Source organism: Marinifilum sp. JC120, from assembly GCA_004923195.1.
Lineage (GTDB): Bacteria > Desulfobacterota > Desulfovibrionia > Desulfovibrionales > Desulfovibrionaceae > Maridesulfovibrio.
Genome location: RDSB01000005.1, coordinates 1 through 16,237, shown reverse-complemented (window position 1 = coordinate 16,237; position 16,237 = coordinate 1). Strand labels below are relative to the sequence as shown.

14 protein-coding genes are annotated in these 16,237 nt (G+C 48.5%); all 14 read left to right on the top strand.

The features are described from left to right. Window positions 1-2 precede the first annotated feature (2 nt). Entirely contained in the window at window positions 3-1,022 is a 1,020-nt protein-coding gene (locus D0S45_06430; protein ID TIH17292.1) for an exo-alpha-sialidase, read from the top strand. Between the two features lie 70 nt (window positions 1,023-1,092). Further along, window positions 1,093-1,974, top strand: a complete 882-nt coding sequence (locus tag D0S45_06425; protein ID TIH17291.1) for an N-acetylneuraminic acid synthase — start codon at window positions 1,093-1,095, stop codon at window positions 1,972-1,974. Continuing rightward, window positions 1,975-3,504: a cytidyltransferase gene (locus D0S45_06420; GenBank protein ID TIH17290.1), complete on the top strand. Its 1,530-nt coding sequence runs from the start codon at window positions 1,975-1,977 to the stop codon at window positions 3,502-3,504. A 1-nt stretch (window position 3,505) separates the two neighbouring features. Beyond that, window positions 3,506-4,471, top strand: a complete 966-nt coding sequence (locus D0S45_06415) for a hypothetical protein (protein ID TIH17289.1) — start codon at window positions 3,506-3,508, stop codon at window positions 4,469-4,471. A 16-nt stretch (window positions 4,472-4,487) separates the two neighbouring features. Further along, entirely contained in the window at window positions 4,488-5,054 is a 567-nt protein-coding gene (locus D0S45_06410) for an SIS domain-containing protein (GenBank protein ID TIH17288.1), read from the top strand. Window positions 5,055-5,063: 9 nt separating this feature from the next. Then, window positions 5,064-6,134, top strand: coding sequence for a radical SAM protein (locus D0S45_06405; GenBank protein ID TIH17287.1), 1,071 nt, complete (start codon window positions 5,064-5,066; stop codon window positions 6,132-6,134). A 112-nt stretch (window positions 6,135-6,246) separates the two neighbouring features. After that, the gene (locus D0S45_06400) at window positions 6,247-6,873 is read left to right on the top strand and encodes a hypothetical protein (protein ID TIH17286.1); all 627 of its coding nucleotides are present in this window, start codon (window positions 6,247-6,249) and stop codon (window positions 6,871-6,873) included. Continuing rightward, window positions 6,860-7,888 carry a hypothetical protein gene (locus tag D0S45_06395; GenBank protein TIH17285.1) on the top strand — a complete coding sequence of 343 codons (1,029 nt, stop codon included), beginning with the start codon at window positions 6,860-6,862 and terminating at the stop codon, window positions 7,886-7,888. The genes D0S45_06400 and D0S45_06395 overlap by 14 nt, the downstream gene beginning before the upstream one ends. An 18-nt stretch (window positions 7,889-7,906) precedes the next feature. Then, window positions 7,907-8,713, top strand: coding sequence for a transketolase (locus tag D0S45_06390; GenBank protein ID TIH17284.1), 807 nt, complete (start codon window positions 7,907-7,909; stop codon window positions 8,711-8,713). Beyond that, entirely contained in the window at window positions 8,706-9,638 is a 933-nt protein-coding gene (locus tag D0S45_06385; protein ID TIH17283.1) for a transketolase, read from the top strand. Before D0S45_06390 ends, D0S45_06385 begins: the two co-directional genes overlap by 8 nt. A gap of 104 nt (window positions 9,639-9,742) precedes the next feature. Continuing rightward, the gene (locus tag D0S45_06380) at window positions 9,743-10,402 is read left to right on the top strand and encodes a class I SAM-dependent methyltransferase (GenBank protein TIH17282.1); all 660 of its coding nucleotides are present in this window, start codon (window positions 9,743-9,745) and stop codon (window positions 10,400-10,402) included. 12 nt (window positions 10,403-10,414) lie between these two features. Continuing rightward, a complete protein-coding gene (locus tag D0S45_06375) occupies window positions 10,415-11,482 on the top strand; it encodes a radical SAM protein (GenBank protein TIH17281.1) in 1,068 nt (355 codons plus the stop codon). A gap of 15 nt (window positions 11,483-11,497) precedes the next feature. Then, entirely contained in the window at window positions 11,498-13,438 is a 1,941-nt protein-coding gene (locus D0S45_06370) for a methyltransferase domain-containing protein (GenBank protein TIH17280.1), read from the top strand. A gap of 40 nt (window positions 13,439-13,478) precedes the next feature. Then, window positions 13,479-16,088 (top strand): radical SAM protein, encoded by a 2,610-nt coding sequence (locus D0S45_06365; protein TIH17279.1) that lies wholly within the window; start codon window positions 13,479-13,481, stop codon window positions 16,086-16,088. The last annotated feature ends 149 nt before the right edge of the window (window positions 16,089-16,237 follow it).

Here is a 16,237-nt window from a genome sequence, read left to right as displayed (position 1 = left end):
ACATGCTTAAGAAACGCCCCAAACTGTCTGTCTCAATCATCGACACTAAACGAATCACCCCGCAGGAATGGGACGGCTACCAATCTTTCCCGACCATCACCGATGTGAACGGAGAATTGCTGGTGGGCTTTCGCAGGGCAGTAAACATCAGCGATGATCTGCGACAGAGAATGGATCACGGCATGGCAGGTGATATCTACACCACCCGCTCCACTGACGGCGGGCAGACTTTTGACCGCCCGCAACTAGTCATCAGTCACGCTCAAGAACGGACCAACGAGCATGACGCACTGGTTACCCATTTGGGCAATGAGCGGGTGCTGCTCATCTCGCGCACCCATACCTCTGAACTACGCCGAAACTATTTTTCCTTGAGCACTGACGGCGGCAAGAACTTTCCAGAGCGCAAACCGCTGGACCTCCCCGATGGCGAATGGTCCTCCTTCGGGCATTTCATCCCTACTCTTGATGATGAAAAAACGTTTATCGGTTCATTTTATAATGGTCCGGGCTGCGGCACTTTCCGCTTTAACCCGGAAAGCGGAAAAATCTCCCAGCAAACGTACATCTACAAATATTTTCCAGAATACAGGCTCAATGAAACATCCATTGCCCGCCTGCCTTCAGGCAGGATAATAGCCCTTATACGTCAGGCCCCCTGCGAGGACGGCCTATTCAAATCCATTTCCGATGATGACGGCAAAACATGGTCCACCCCGGCTCCCATCGGCCTTTACGGTGAGGCCCCGTCTATCAAAATTCTGCCAGACGGACGGGTGCTGGCAATCTACCGGGGCATGATCCGCAAGAACCGGAAATGCCGGGTAACCCTGACCATCTCCGAAGACGAGGGAGAAACATGGAGCCACCCCCAGACCCTAGCATGGTATAAAGGCGGCCGTTTCCACGGCGGTTACGGAGATCTGGCAATAAACAACAAGGGACAGATTGTGGCGGTCTACTATATTTCAAGGAAGCATGATGGACCTGTTGTTGAGCGGATGGTGCTGGAGGTGGGCTAAGAATGAATTCTTACCCGGTAAACGTTGATTATAATTGTTTCACTTTTCAACAAAAAAAGGTGCTCCAATCGTGCCCAGCATAACCAATAATACCATCCCCCTCTTCATAGCCGAAGTCTCCAGCAACCACGGCTGCGACCTTGAACGCTGCTATGAATTCATCGACACCGCCGCACGCATCGGCTGCGGTGCGGTCAAGTTCCAGCTATTCAGGATTGAAGAACTCTTTGCCCCGGAGGTTCTCACGCAAAGCAAAGAACACCGGGAGCGCAAGCAATGGGAACTCCCTGAACAATTCATTCCCTTACTGGCCCAGCATTGCCAAGAACGTAAAATAGAATTTTCATGCACCCCATTCTATCTTGATGCTGTCGAAGTTCTGACTCCGCACGTAGACTTTTTTAAAATCGCCTCCTATGAGTTGCTTTGGACTGACCTGCTTGAAAAATGTGCAGCCAGTGGCAAGCCCGTGGTGCTTTCCACCGGTATGGCTGATATGGCCGAAATAAATACCGCAGTGAAAACTCTGCGCGATGCGAACTGCGTTGACTTGACCCTTCTTCACTGCGTCTCCGGCTACCCTGCTCCGGTTGATCAGGCCAATCTTGCGGCCATGCAAACCATAAAAAATAAATTCAATTGCAAAATCGGATGGTCTGATCATACAGTAAGCGAAGCTGTCATCCAGCGGGCAATTCATAAATATGACGCCCGGATAATTGAACTGCATCTCGATCTTGACGAGGCCGGGGCCGAATACAAATTCGGGCATTGCTGGCTGCCGGATCAGCTTGAAAGAATGATCAGCAACGTTCGCGAAGGTATGGCTGCGGACGGAGACGGAATCAAAGTCCCGGTACAAGTGGAAATCCCGGACCGTCAGTGGCGGGCTGATCCTGCGGACGGGCTGCGCCCCTTGAAATCAATAAGAAAGACATGGAAACCAGAATAAATGGCCAGTGCGGACAGTAAGATAAAAAATATTTCAGAACTTGCGGAAATCTCCAAAGAGTTGCGAGAGAGCGGTAAACGAATCGTGCTCTGTCACGGCGTATTCGACCTGCTGCACATCGGACACATCCGCTATTTCAATCAGGCCAAGGAACACGGCGAGATACTGATCGTCACTCTGACCCCGGACCGCTACGTGGACAAAGGCCCGGATCGCCCGGCCTTCACTGAAATTCTGCGCGCCGAAGCCCTCGCCTCGCTTGGTGAAACCGATTACGTAGCCATTAATGAATGGCCTACTGCCGAAGAAACTCTGCGCACCATTCGCCCGCATGTTTATGCCAAAGGCGATGAATTTAAAGATATCGAGAACGATCCGCTGGGCAAGATCGGCAAGGAAGCTGACGTGGTCCGCGAGATCGGTGCTGAACTGGTCTTCACATCGGACATTGTCTACAGCTCCTCCAATCTGATCAACCGCTATTTGAACCGCAATAGCGAAGAACTGGACGAGTACCTGAAAATGTTCCGTAACCGCTATCAACTCGATGACCTGCTGGGTCATCTGGAACGCATGCAGGACCTCAAGGTACTCGTCATTGGAGATACTATCCTTGATGAATACCAGATTGCTTCCACACTGGGGAAATCTTCCAAAGATCCCATCCTTGCCCTCAAGTACCAGTCCCATGAACTTTATGCCGGGGGCGCACTGGCCGTAGCCAATCACGTAGCCAACTTTGCCGGGAAAGTAACCCTGCTGACCATGCTCGGTGAAAAAGAACGCTACGAAGATTTTATCTGTAAAAAGCTGGATTCCAAAATCAAGCCCCGCTTTTTCACCCGTCAGGGCGGGCCGACCACCCTTAAGCGCAGGTTCATTGACAACTATTCCTTGAGCAAAGTCATGGAAATCTACGTCATGGATGACAGCCCGCTGCCGGAAAAGGTGGAACAGGAGATCTGCGCCGAGCTGGAAGACATGATTTCTGGTTACGATCTAGTGCTTGCTGCCGACTTTGGTCACGGATTGATAAGCCCTGCGGTCGTTGATTTGCTTACAAAAAAATCGCCCTACCTTGCGGTAAACACGCAGGCCAATGCCGGAAACCGGGGATTCAATACCATCGGCAAATATCCGCAGATGGACTTTTTCTCACTGGCTGAACACGAATTGCGTCTTGAAACCCGCGATCAGATGAATGAACTGCGCCCCCTGCTCATTGAAACCGGAGATCGCCTGAAGAGCAAAATTTGTTTGGTCACACAGGGCAGTCGTGGCTGTTCGCTATACAATCCGGACAGTGAGTTCGTGCGTATACCTTCCTTTCAGTCCAATGTGGTGGACCGGGTCGGTGCCGGGGACGCGCTGTTTTCCATTGCGTCCATGTCCGCCTGCATGGGACTGCACGAAGAACTGGTCGGCTTCCTCGGCAATATTGCCGGATCGCTGGCTGTGCAGATCATGGGTAATGACCGGGCAATCGACAAACAATCCATGCGCAAATACATAACCGCGACCATGAAATAAAATGAGCAGCAAATACCGCCAATTCGACCGCAGCAAACTTAGGGTACTTCCTCTGTCAGAGCGTAAAAGCCTGATTGATACCGGACTTATCGAACAACCCAAACCTTGTGCAGCGATTCATCCTTCCCTTAAAACTGTGGCAAAAGAGCTTGCAACAGCGCGGGACAAAGGCAGCGCACGGGTGCTCATGATCGGTGCGCATGTGATCCGTTCCGGCATGCAGCATTACCTTTTTGGACTCATGGAAAAAGGATTAATCAGCTGCATTGCGGTCAATGGAGCCTGCGCTATCCACGATTTTGAATTCGCCCTGCTTGGACAGACCACGGAATGCGTCGCCACTTACATCTCCAACGGACAGTTCGGCCTCTGGAAAGAAACCGGGCTTCTTAACGACATTGTTTCCCAAAGCAATGCGCAGGAACTTGGTTTCGGCGAAGCTGTGGGTAAGTACATTTACGATAACAAACTCCCCCATGCGCAAATCAGCCTTTTTGCCAAGGCTTATGAACTGGGAATTCCAATTACCGTCCATGCCGGGATCGGATATGATATCATTCACGAGCATCCCAATTGCGACGGCGCAGCTATCGGCGAGGCCAGTTATCGTGATTTCCTGATTTTTGCCAGCCAGATGGAAAACCTTGAACACGGGGTGGTCATGAATTTCGGCAGTGCCGTCATGGCCCCGGAGATCTACCTCAAAGCCCTCGCCATGGTCCGCAACGCTGCTGCAAATTCTAATCCCGCAACAACCATTCGAGATTTCACAACTTTAGTATGCGATTTGCATGATCTGCCCGAACAGGTTGGAAGCGAAGCTCCTAAAAGCGATGCCCAATATTATTTCAGGCCGTGGAAAACCATGCTGGTTCGAACAATTGCCGACGGTGGCAAGAGCTTTTATGTGCGGGGATTTCATAATCAGACCATTCCCCAACTCTGGACCGCTGCCACCAAACTTTAACCACCGGGAAAAGACCTTGTGGAATAAGCATACAGAAAATTTACAGAATTGCCTAAGTTCTATTCAAGTAAGTGGTAACAATTGCTGCCCCGAGGGTTGTGATCAGGCTTTTAGTGTATGGAAAAACATGACTGAGAAACTTCGTGAGCAGGGCAAAATTATTTACCTGATCGGCAACGGGGCAAGTGCATCCATGGCCAGCCACTTTTCCGCCGACCTTGCAAAAAATGCCCATGTGCACACGCAGGTTTTTACCGATCTGGCACTTATTACCGCCCTTGCCAACGATATTTCCTACGATCAGGTCTTTGTGGAGCCACTCAAGCGCAGACTCACTCCCAATGATATGCTGGTCGCCATCAGCAGCTCCGGCAACTCACCCAATGTGCTCAATGCCTGCCGCTTTGCCGCTGAAACCGGGGCTTCGGTGGTCACCCTCAGTGCCATGTCCCCGGAAAACAATTTGCGTTCCATCGGCGACATCAATTTTTGGCTGCCTGCTGAGACATACGGCATGGCCGAAACCGGACATTCCTGCATTTTGCATTACTGGATGGATTCCGTTTCCATTCCCACCCCGTAAGGATTATTAATGAGCGATAATTTGCGTATAGATTCCCACAAAATGCACCTGCACCCGCGCCGGGTGGCAGACTGGCTGGAAGGGGAAAATATTTATCCAGTATACATGGAGCTTAGTCCTGCCGGAGCCTGCAATCACCGTTGCAAATTCTGCGGCCTCGACTTTGCCGGATACAAGCCCGACTTTCTCAACACGGAAATCCTGACTGCAAGACTAAGCGAAATGGGGAAACTAGGAGTAAAAAGCATCATGTATGCGGGAGAAGGTGAACCTCTGCTGCACAAGGATATGGACCAGATCATCCGCGCCACCAAGGAAGCAGGGATTGACGTTGCCCTAACCAGCAACGCAGTGCTGCTGGATGAAAAAAACTCCGCTAAAATAATGCCTTACACCAGTTGGATCAAGGTCAGCCTGAACGGGGGAACTCCCGGAACATACTCCCGTATTCACGGCACGCAGGAAAATGATTTTCAGCGCGTGCTCAAAAATCTGGAAACAGCTGCCAATATCCGTGAAAAACAGCAGGCCAAATGTACTTTGGGAGTACAGTTGGTGCTGCTGCCTGAAAATGAAGGGGAAGTGGAGACTCTGGCCGGACTGACCCGTGACGCGGGCATGGACTATCTGGTAATCAAGCCCTACTCCCATCATCCTCAGAGCATTTGTACCGAGTACAAAGACATAAGCTACACTGATTGCAGCGAACTTGAAGAACTTTTGCAAAGCTACAAAACGGACAGCTTCAACGTAATCTTCCGTAGCGAAACCATGAAAATTTGGGACGGACGTAAACGCGACTACAAACATTGCAACGCCCTGCCCTTCTGGTCCTACATTGATTCCAAGGGCAATGTCTGGGGATGCAGTATTTACCTCAACGATGACAATTTCCTCTACGGAAATATTCATGAAAACAGCTTTGAAGAAATCTGGACCGGAAAAAAACGGGCAGCATCCTTCAAATGGTGTGCCGAGAATCTTAATCCGCAGCAGTGCCGCGTCAACTGCCGCATGGACAAGATTAACGCTTATCTCTGGGAGCTTAAAAATCCCGGTGATCATGTAAATTTTATATAGAAAGTTGATGCGCTTCGCGCTTTGAGATAAGAAGATTTCGCCTCCCGGCGGGCGCTTTCAGCGGGACCAAAGGAGCTAAGCCCCTTTGGAATCCCTATTAGGGGACTGGGTTATGCTTGTTGGAATCGACCTTGATAATACTATTATCTGCTATGACAATGCCTTGCATGGCATTGCTCTTGAGCGCGGTCTGATTTCAAGTGATACGCCCAAGATCAAACGAATAATCCGTGACGAGGTCCGTGCTGAACATGGCGAAATTGAATGGCAGAAACTACAGGTCGCCATTTATGGGACACACATGCAGCGGGCGGAACTCATGGACGGTGTCTGGGATTTTCTGCTGGGATTAAAAGAACGGGGAATTAAATTTCAAATTGTCAGTCACAAAACTCGTTATCCAAATTACGGCGAAAACAAAATAAATTTGCGCGCAGCGGCAATGGACTTTCTGCAGCAACATAATTTTTTTGCCGAATCCGGTTTGGGTCTGACTGAAGATGATGTTTTTTTTCTGTCCACACGGGCTGAAAAAATCGCAACAATTCGTGAATTGAACTGCTTCCTTTTCATTGACGATCTAAAAGAATTTTTTCTTGAACCTGATTTCCCGAAGCAGACCGCTAAAATTCTTATTTCGTCAGAGCTAAATATCGACCGACTCGACATGACTATACTTCCAGATTTTGCACAGATCAGCGAATTTGTATCCACGGGGATCAAAAATGGTAGAATCTGATCCCAAAAGACTTGTCCTTACTTTGACCGGGGAAATTCCGGTCAATACCACGCGAATCCGGGCAGGACGCAACAGCCGGGTCTTTCGGGTTGACTGTAAGTCTGGCTGCACTCTGCTAACAAAATTCTATCTCCAGCCCACAGCAGACGGATGCAGCAGGCTTAATCAGGAATGGGTTGCACTGAAATTCATGAATGAATCAGGAATAACTTGTATCCCTCGCCCTATAGGGTTTGATGAATCCGCCCAAGGAACGATTTACTCATTCATCCATGGAAATCCTGTGGAAGAAACAACGTACGAAAGCATCCGGGCCGTACTCTCATTCCTCGCCAAACTCAAAAAAATATCTACCAAAGCTAATGCCGCAACTTTGCCCCACGCCGCTGAAGCATGTTTCTCACCAGCTGAATTGATTGAAAACATCCATTTAAGATTTGAAAAACTACGCGGTCTGCCTGCACAAGATGAACTCTATCAACGCATGCATTCATATCTGGACGATAAATTCTTGCCGGAATTAAAAAAGTGTATCGACAACACAAAACAGAATTTCCCCGGCAAATTATGGAACAAACAACTTCCACATGACTTGAGAATTCTCAGCCCGTCCGACTTTGGTTTCCACAACATGATTAAAAGTGATAACAAGTTCACTTTTGTAGACTTTGAATATTTCGGTTGGGATGATCCCGTAAAAGCGACCTCAGATTTTCTGCTCCATCCGGCAATGAATTTGAATGAAAGCCAGATGAAACTATTCTTTACTGGTATGATAGATACTTTCAAAACAGATAAAAATTTCATAACCCGCTTCAAGACTTATCTACCCCTGTTTCGCCTAAAGTGGTGCATGATCCTGCTTAACGAATTTTTAAACCATCATCTCGAACAACGGGAGTTCGCCAATGGGGAAATGGTCCCACGCGATGAACTCCGCCGGGAACAGCTTGAAAAGGCTGAAAATTTCCTTAATAAAGATCAGAAGATTTTAACCGCACTGAACTTGCGCTAATACATTTGGAGAAAGGACTTGGACCAGCGTTCTAAACAGCTCAGAAAAAAAATAGTGGATGTGCTCCACCATGCAGGACGCGGCCATGTCGGTCCGTCCATGTCTTTGGTGGAAATATTGCGCGTGCTTTATGACTCGGTTTTAAAATATGATCCTGCTGACCCGCAATTGCCAGAGCGGGACCGTTTAATCCTCAGTAAGGGGCATGGCTGTCTGACTCTCTATGTTTTGCTAGCCGATAAAGGATTTATAACTGAGGGAGAACTGTTCAGCTTCTGTTCCTTTGAGGGGCTACTGGGCGGTCACCCCACAACCAAGACTCCGGGGGTGGAGTTCGCCACCGGAAGCCTTGGGCACGGACTATCCTTTGCTGTGGGTATTGCTGCGGCACTCAAAATCGACAACTCAACCAGCCGAGTTTTTACCGTACTCGGTGACGGTGAATGCGGCGAAGGAGCCGTCTGGGAAGCAGCCATGAGTGCGGCCCGCCAGAAGCTCAGCAACCTGACCGCCATTGTGGATTACAACAAGCTGCAATCCTACGGCGCAACCGAAGATATTTCCGGCCTAGAACCCTTTGCTGACAAATGGAAAAGCTTTGGATTCGAAGTGCGCGAGGTGAACGGACACGATGTAACCGCACTGGAACAGACTTTCGTTGACCTGCCCTTTGCAAAAGAAAAACCGTCAGCAATCATCTGTCATACCATAAAAGGCAAAGGCATACCTACAGCTGAAAACAATCCCACTTGGCATCACAAAACAAAAATGTCTGCCGAAGACCACGCTATGATCATTAAAAGTATCGAGAATTACCATGCGTAAAGCCTGCTTGGAACAGGTCTACCAATTGGCTAAAAAAGATGAGCGGGTTGTCTTTATAGGTTCCGATCTCGGCGCGGGAACTCTCTCCCATTTCCAAGAAGAGATGCCGAAGCGTTTTTTCATGGAAGGAATTGCCGAAGCACATACCGTTGGAATGGCCTGTGGTATGGCTCATGAAGGGAAGGTGGTCTACGTTAACACCATCCAGAGTTTCCTGACCCGCCGTTGCTACGAGCAATTGCTGCTCGATGCCTGTATGCACAATTTGAATGTGCGTTTCATCGGCAATGGCGGAGGTCTAGTTTATGCCCCGCTCGGCCCCACCCACTGGGCCACGGAAGATATTTCCATTCTGCGGGTTATTCCCAACCTGACCGTACTTTCCCCGGCCGATGCTGAAGAGATGAACCGGATTATGCCCCACACCTTGAATCATCAAGGGCCCATTTTCATCCGCTTAGCCAAAGGCTACGACCCCATCGTCACCAAGGCCCCCCTCTCTGGAAATTCATTTGAGATCGGCAAAGCATACTCCTATCGCGAAGGTAAGGATGTGCTGCTGATCGGCTGCGGGGTCATGCTGGGAATCATGAAACAGGCCGGGGAATTACTAGCTGAGGCTGGGATCGAAGCATCTATTTTGCATTTACCGACCATCAAACCGCTGGACAACGAGGCCATAATTTCGCGGGCCCGGGAAACTCGGGCGATTATCACCGTGGAAGAAAATACCATCCTTGGCGGACTCGGCAGCGCAGTGACTGAAATCCTTGCGGAAGCATGTCTGCCCAACCCGCTACGCATGAAGCGAATCGGGTTGCCTGATTCTTTCAGCGAAAATTACGGCTCTCAGCTGGAACACTTCGCCCACAACGGACTGACTGCTGAAAATATTGTTGAACAGACCCGCAAACTTTTAAAATAAGCTCCAATTATAACAACTAGGGATTATTAAGGGGCTTAGCTCCTTAAGCCGCCGGAGGCGAAATCATTTCATCCAAAAACGCATAGCGCATCATATAAAATATTATGGGAAATTTATTAAACTTAGTCACTCCGCTGCATACATCAACCAAACGCGAATACCTGCCGCGCATGATGGACGAGAAAGTTCAGTGCATGCTCAAGGCCAAAGAATACGAATTCGATTACTGGGACGGCGACCGCCGCTACGGCTATGGAGGCTATCGCTATTTGGCAGGATACTGGACCCCGGTGGCCGAAAAAATGATCGAAACATACGGACTCAACAAAGGTTCGCGTGTTCTGGATGTGGGCTGCGGCAAAGCATTCCTGCTCTATGAACTGCACAAGCTAGGCATGGAAGTTCACGGATTTGATATTTCCCGCCACGGACTCGAAGGCGCCAGAGAAGAAATACGAAACAGCCTGTTCATCCAGCGGGCCGAAGAACCGTTCCCTTATGTAGATGGAGAATTCGATCTGGTAATCTCCATCAACTCCCTGCACAATCTGCCGGTTTTCAATTTCAAAAAAGCCCTTGCGGAAATGGAACGGGTCGGACGAAATAAATATCTTTGCGTTGAAAGCTTCCGCAATGAGCAGGAATTGTTTAACCTCCAATGCTGGGCACTGACCTGCGAATCTTTTTTTAGTAAGAAAGAGTGGGAATGGCTTTTCAAGGAATTCAATTATTCCGGCGACTATGAATTCATCTACTTCGAATAAACGGGGGATTACATGCAGCTCTACACCAACCTGAAAATTTTCCATTACCAGCACAAACTGGATTCACTACCCCCGGAATCGGAGCGTACCGAAGCACCTCTCCATATCCGCATCAAGCCGACCAATACATGCAACCACAGTTGTTCTTACTGCGCGTACCGCAATCCAAACTTGCAATTGGGACAGGACATGTCCATTGCCGACCGTATCCCTGCTGCAAAAATGAAAGAGATAGTCACTGATTGTATTGAGATGGGTGTCAAGGCTGTAACTTTCAGTGGCGGAGGGGAACCGCTTTGTTATCCGCAACTGGCAACAACGGCACGAACTCTGGCTGAAGGCGGAGTGAGCATCGCCACTCTGACCAACGGCGGCTTGCTGCACGGCGAAGTAGCCGAGGTATTTGCCTCCATAGGCACATGGCTCAGAATCTCCATGGACGGCTGGGACGGTCCCAGCTATTCGCGCTTTCGCTCGGTTGCTGAGGATGAATTCTCCAAGATCATGACCAACATCGAAAATTTCAAGAAGCTGAACGGTAAATGTTTTCTGGGTGTCAGTTACGTCATCAACCGAGATAATGCCGATCACGTCTTTGAAATGGGCCAAAAACTCAAGAATGCGGGAGTGGACAGTATAAAATTTTCAGGATGCGTGGTCAGCAATGACGGTCATGAAAATAACCGCTACCACGCGCCAGTATTTGGAAGAATCAAAGAACAGACCCAGCGAGCTAAAGAAGAACTGCAATCAGAGGGTTTCGAAGTTTTTGATGCCTATCACGAACTGGACGAAAAATTCGATAAACACTACCAGTGGTGCCCCTACCAGCAAATTCTGCCCATCATCGGAGCGGACCAACGGGTCTACGCCTGTCAGGATAAGGCCTACAACCTTGATTGCGGAGAACTGGGGTCCATCAAGGATGTGCGCTTCAAGGATTTCTGGTTCAATAACCGGGATAAGTTCTTCAAGATCAACCCGTCCAAGCATTGCAACCATCACTGCGTTTCCAATGGTAAGAATATGCTTATTCACGACTACCTGAATGCCAACCCCGACCACCTGCCCTTTGTTTAATTAAGGCGGAGCGTAATGAAAATTTTGGTTATAGGTGACGGCTCGCTCGGAAATGCCATTGCATGGCAGGCCCAAGAATCCGGGCATGAACTATTCCAGACTTCGCGAAAAGATCAGCAACTTATTCATTTTGATTTTAAAAATGAACAAGAGTTCACTAATCTCCAAAAAACCGACTGGGCGTTCATAGCTGCCGGGATTTCAGGATACAAAGAATGCGCAGACAATCCAGAATCCCGCAGAGTTAACGTAGACCAAACAATTAAGCTCTGCCGCACTCTTCTGGAACGGGGTACAAAAATATTATTTCCCTCCAGCACTGCGGTTTTTGATGGTGATGCCCCTTATCCCACAGCTAAGGCTCCCACCTGTCCAGTCACAGAATACGGCCGCCAAAAAACAGAAGTGGAAAGATTCCTGCTCAATTATCCTGAACAGACAGCCATCGTGCGGCTGACCAAGATTCTGGAACGGGACACTCCGCTTATTTCCGGCTGGCTGAACGATCTTGCAGCGGGAAATGAAATTACCCCGTTCAGAGACCTGACTATTGCTCCGGTCCTGTTTGAAGATGCGGCCCGTGCCTGCTGTCGGATAATGGAGAACGGCGGCAGTGGAGTCTTCCATTGTTCCGGTCCGCAAGAGATCAGCTATCTTGAATTTGCCCAAAAACTTTGTGAATTATCAGGCTTCGACAGCAATTTGATCAAGCCTGCCAGCTGCAAAGAATTTCTGGATTACTGCCCGACGCATTGCGGTCTTGATTCAAGCGCAACGGAAGAATTCATCCAATTCAAATTTCCCGCACCTGACAGACTTATTGAAAAACTTCTGCGCCCCTGCTGCCTGCTTTGCGGAAGCAGCAATCTGCATAGCTTTGCTGAATTCAATGACTTCCCCGGTATTACTTCAGACTGCAAACCATGGCCGCGAGCGGGAGAGTTCCTGCTTTGCACCGATTGCGGACACGCCCAAAAAAGACTTTCCCTGCAATGGTTCCAAGACATCAACAAAATATACTCCGGCTACGAAATGTACCCCCTAAGCGATGGGAGTGAGCCACTCGTTTTCGATGACAGCGGTACAGGCAAGCCCCGCAGCGGAGTCCTGCTGGACCAACTTATCCCTACGCTTTCCCTACCGGAGAAAGGACAAATGCTTGATGTGGGGTGTGGCAACGGCAGCCTGCTTGAGCAATTTCACATGCGCCTCCCCGAATGGGATTTGTACGGACATGAACAATCAGCACAACGAGAGGAAATCCTGCATCTTACCGGAGTGAAAGGATTTTATTCCGGAAAATTAAATCAGATCGACCGCAAATTCGACCTGATCACCATGACTTATGTGATTGAACACCTGACCGATCCGTTAGGTACTTTTAAACAATTAGCTGGCCTGCTCCGCGATGGCGGACAAATCATGGTTCATACTTCATCATTTGAAGATAATCCCTTTGACCTTATGGTCTGCGACCACTGCTCACATTTCACCCCGGACACTCTGGAATTTTTAGCTGTACAGTCAGGTTTGGAAGTCATCAAACGCACTGACCCTTGGTTGGCCAAAGAAATCGGCTTCACTGCCCGGAAAGGAGTAACGAATCAACCCTCGGTCCAGATTGAGAAGAATCTGCAAAGAATGAACAGCTCTTTGGACTGGCTAAATCAACTGCACCGCAAAGCAAAACAAGCTTGCGCAAAACAAAAAGTTGGAATCTTTGGTACAGCCGTAGCCGGAACGTGGCTGGCTGCATCACTTGATGAAGTTTCCTTTTTTGTTGATGAAGACCCGAGCAAACAAGGTCAAACCCACATGAACATTCCCATCATCGGCCCGGAAAGCATTCCACAGGGAGCGGCGGTAATAATGGGATTCAACAAAGAATTGGGAACACGTATTGCCCAGCGTATAAATGGCTGCTATCCACAAATAAATTTCATTATCCCGGACTGATAAATATTTTCCTGCAACCTGCATCACTTACGGAGAACATATGAATATTGAACAGCTTTTAGATGAGGCAGCCCAATTTCTTGCTGATGAAAACTACATTGAAGCAGAAATCGCACTGAAACGGATGCTCAAGGAAGAAAGTCAAAATACGTTAGCGATTAAACTCACTGCAGAGTTAGCCGTAAAATGCGACCAGCCAAAAACCGCTGTAAAGTATTTTAAACAATATCTTGAACTGACCAAGCCGGACCTTGAAACCTCACTGAGTATCGCCGATTTTTTTACCCGGCAGGAAATGCTGTATCAGGCTGGAGAGCTGTTCAGCCATGCTCTTCAGCTCGCACCCAACGATGAAAAAATCAAACAGCAATACCTGCAACATGCGTACAACGCAGCTGACATGGATGTTTTTCCCTGTGATGAATATGTGGAGAACAATGTTCACCGTGGTAAAGACCCAATTTACTTCCACATCGTCATTACCGTCTTTGGCGATGATTTCACATCCCTGTTTGTAAATGACACCCTGCCTACACAATTTGGACCCAACAACTTAGAAGCCCTGAACACCGAAGCCCGCTCAGTTTACATCATTTACACCACCCCCGAAGACAGTCGAACCATAAAGCAATCCCCTGCTTTTAAGGAGCTGACCCGGATTATGGATGTGCGGCTATATACTGTTGATTTCGATATGATGGATAGTGCCAATAAGTACGAATACATGGTCCAAAGTCACAAACACGCCCTGCGCAAAGCGCACGAGGAAAAAGCAAGAACTGTTGTTCTTGCCCCGGATGCTGTCATTTCAGAATCCACTTTTCGGAACCTCTACCTGCGAAGCAAAGAAGGCTACAAGGCCATCATGATCGGAACAATGCGGGTAACGAGAGAAAAATTCCGTCCACGCATGCGAGAACTATTCTTTTCCGATGATTCCGTTGCAGCCCCTATCGAAGCACGGGAAATGGTTGATCTGGCCATAAAACATATTCATCCGGATACCAGAAACGCTTTTGTCGACTCTCCGAATGCCAATGGCTGGCCGTCACAACTTTTGTGGGAAATTCCAGAGGAAGGAGTAGTCGCCTATAATTTCCATCTCCACCCTATTATGATCAATCCGGTTGTCCTTAACGAGTTCTACGGAGCAATTGACGACGATTGCGTCCAGAGCATCTGCGAAAGCATGGATGAAATATACGTTGTCACGGACTCCGATGAAATGATTGCCTTTGATCTAAGTAAACAGGACGTAAGAACTATACAGTTAGATACACCTATGAGTATCGACTATATATCCGCATGGGCTGCTGACCGGGCGGACCATTTGCACCGTCAGTTTGTAGAAAAAGAAGTACGCATCCATAACGGAAAGATGAGCGCTGAGTGGGATAATGTAAGCCGTGAGGCCGCTGAATTCATCAACAAGGTTACAAAATTTGCCCAAGACGAAAATGAGCATGATTTCCCCGAGATATTATCCGATTATGACCTGCGCTTTCCTCCGCTACAGCTTGATTCAGTTAATTTTCAGCCAATCACCAAATGCAATTTGAGCTGCGTATATTGCCCCCAGAGTTGGAACAAAGCTGAGGGTATGGAAATGGACAACTCCCTGCTGCGCAAAACCGTGGATTACATAAAGGAAAACGACGTCATTCAGGCTACTGTAGGATTTTACGGGGAAACACTCATCGGTAAAAATTGGACAGAGTACTGCACAGAACTTCTGGATGCCGAGGTAACCATGAACCTTTGCTCCAACTTCAATATGGAACTGAGTGACGAGGATTGCCGCGTCCTTGCCAGATTCAATCATATTCAATTCAGTATAGACTCTCCTGACCCTGAAATTCTTAAAGAAGTACGGCCCCCCGCGAACCTGCAAAGAATGCTTTTAAATATGCACAAAATCAGGGCTGCGGCTATCAACCAAGACTTACCCATGCCCGACTTTCAGTGGATGTGTACCCTGACAGACCGTGTGGTTTCACAACTTCCGGCCCTTGTAAGCCTTGCGGTTTCCAACAATGTCCCCCAGTTGAACTGCAATGAGCTTGCATATTTTGATGATAGGAAGCTTCCGGTCAACAGCATTTTTTCTCTTCATCAGGACGAATTCCGAGAAGCCCTTGGGTGCGTTGAGCGAGCACTTAAAATTGCCGAGCAAAACAAACTCCGCATGAGCATGCATCCAGCATGGAAAGAAATGGTCGAAGCAAAGCTGACAGTGGAACACGCGGGAAAAGAATATAAAGTGGATCTGGAACTGGCAGTAAAACCAGTAGAGCTGGGCATACAAATGCACAGCATTCAGGGTGATGCACGGATGTATGGTCAAAAAAGCGGCATTCCAGGTCCGGGAGAAACAAGAGCGTGTCTCTTCCCATGGAATTCAGTCTACATAATGCCGGACGGTAGCTTGCATTCCTGCTGTATCCGTGGCGACATCATGGCGAATCTCAATAATTACAACAATGTCCGCGAAGCCATGCACACACCCGGCTATACGGATCTACGCAAACAACTCATCACCGGAAATATCACTGATAAGCACTGTCTCAACTGCCCGATCACATATATCATCCCGGTCCGTGAGCTAAAACGCAGGGTAGCGGACATGATCCGCGCCAGTATGGGAAAATAAGACATAAAATACCATGTCAGCACTCCCCTGTTTAATCTGGTAGTATACCAGTAAAAGTGAAACTAGCAGGAGGCTGACATGGCTAAAATGACAATATCATCAGTTGGCAGGTTTGTGGAAGCATTTCTCGGGCAACGTTTTTTCGTAGG

Coding starts and splice junctions, on each gene's coding strand:
- D0S45_06430 (TIH17292.1), top strand. CDS start 3: ATGCTTAAGAAACGCCCCAAACTGTCTGTCTCAATCATCGACACTAAA.
- D0S45_06420 (TIH17290.1), top strand. CDS start 1,975: ATGGCCAGTGCGGACAGTAAGATAAAAAATATTTCAGAACTTGCGGAA.
- D0S45_06415 (TIH17289.1), top strand. CDS start 3,506: ATGAGCAGCAAATACCGCCAATTCGACCGCAGCAAACTTAGGGTACTT.
- D0S45_06405 (TIH17287.1), top strand. CDS start 5,064: ATGAGCGATAATTTGCGTATAGATTCCCACAAAATGCACCTGCACCCG.
- D0S45_06400 (TIH17286.1), top strand. CDS start 6,247: ATGCTTGTTGGAATCGACCTTGATAATACTATTATCTGCTATGACAAT.
- D0S45_06395 (TIH17285.1), top strand. CDS start 6,860: ATGGTAGAATCTGATCCCAAAAGACTTGTCCTTACTTTGACCGGGGAA.
- D0S45_06385 (TIH17283.1), top strand. CDS start 8,706: ATGCGTAAAGCCTGCTTGGAACAGGTCTACCAATTGGCTAAAAAAGAT.
- D0S45_06380 (TIH17282.1), top strand. CDS start 9,743: ATGGGAAATTTATTAAACTTAGTCACTCCGCTGCATACATCAACCAAA.
- D0S45_06375 (TIH17281.1), top strand. CDS start 10,415: ATGCAGCTCTACACCAACCTGAAAATTTTCCATTACCAGCACAAACTG.
- D0S45_06370 (TIH17280.1), top strand. CDS start 11,498: ATGAAAATTTTGGTTATAGGTGACGGCTCGCTCGGAAATGCCATTGCA.
- D0S45_06365 (TIH17279.1), top strand. CDS start 13,479: ATGAATATTGAACAGCTTTTAGATGAGGCAGCCCAATTTCTTGCTGAT.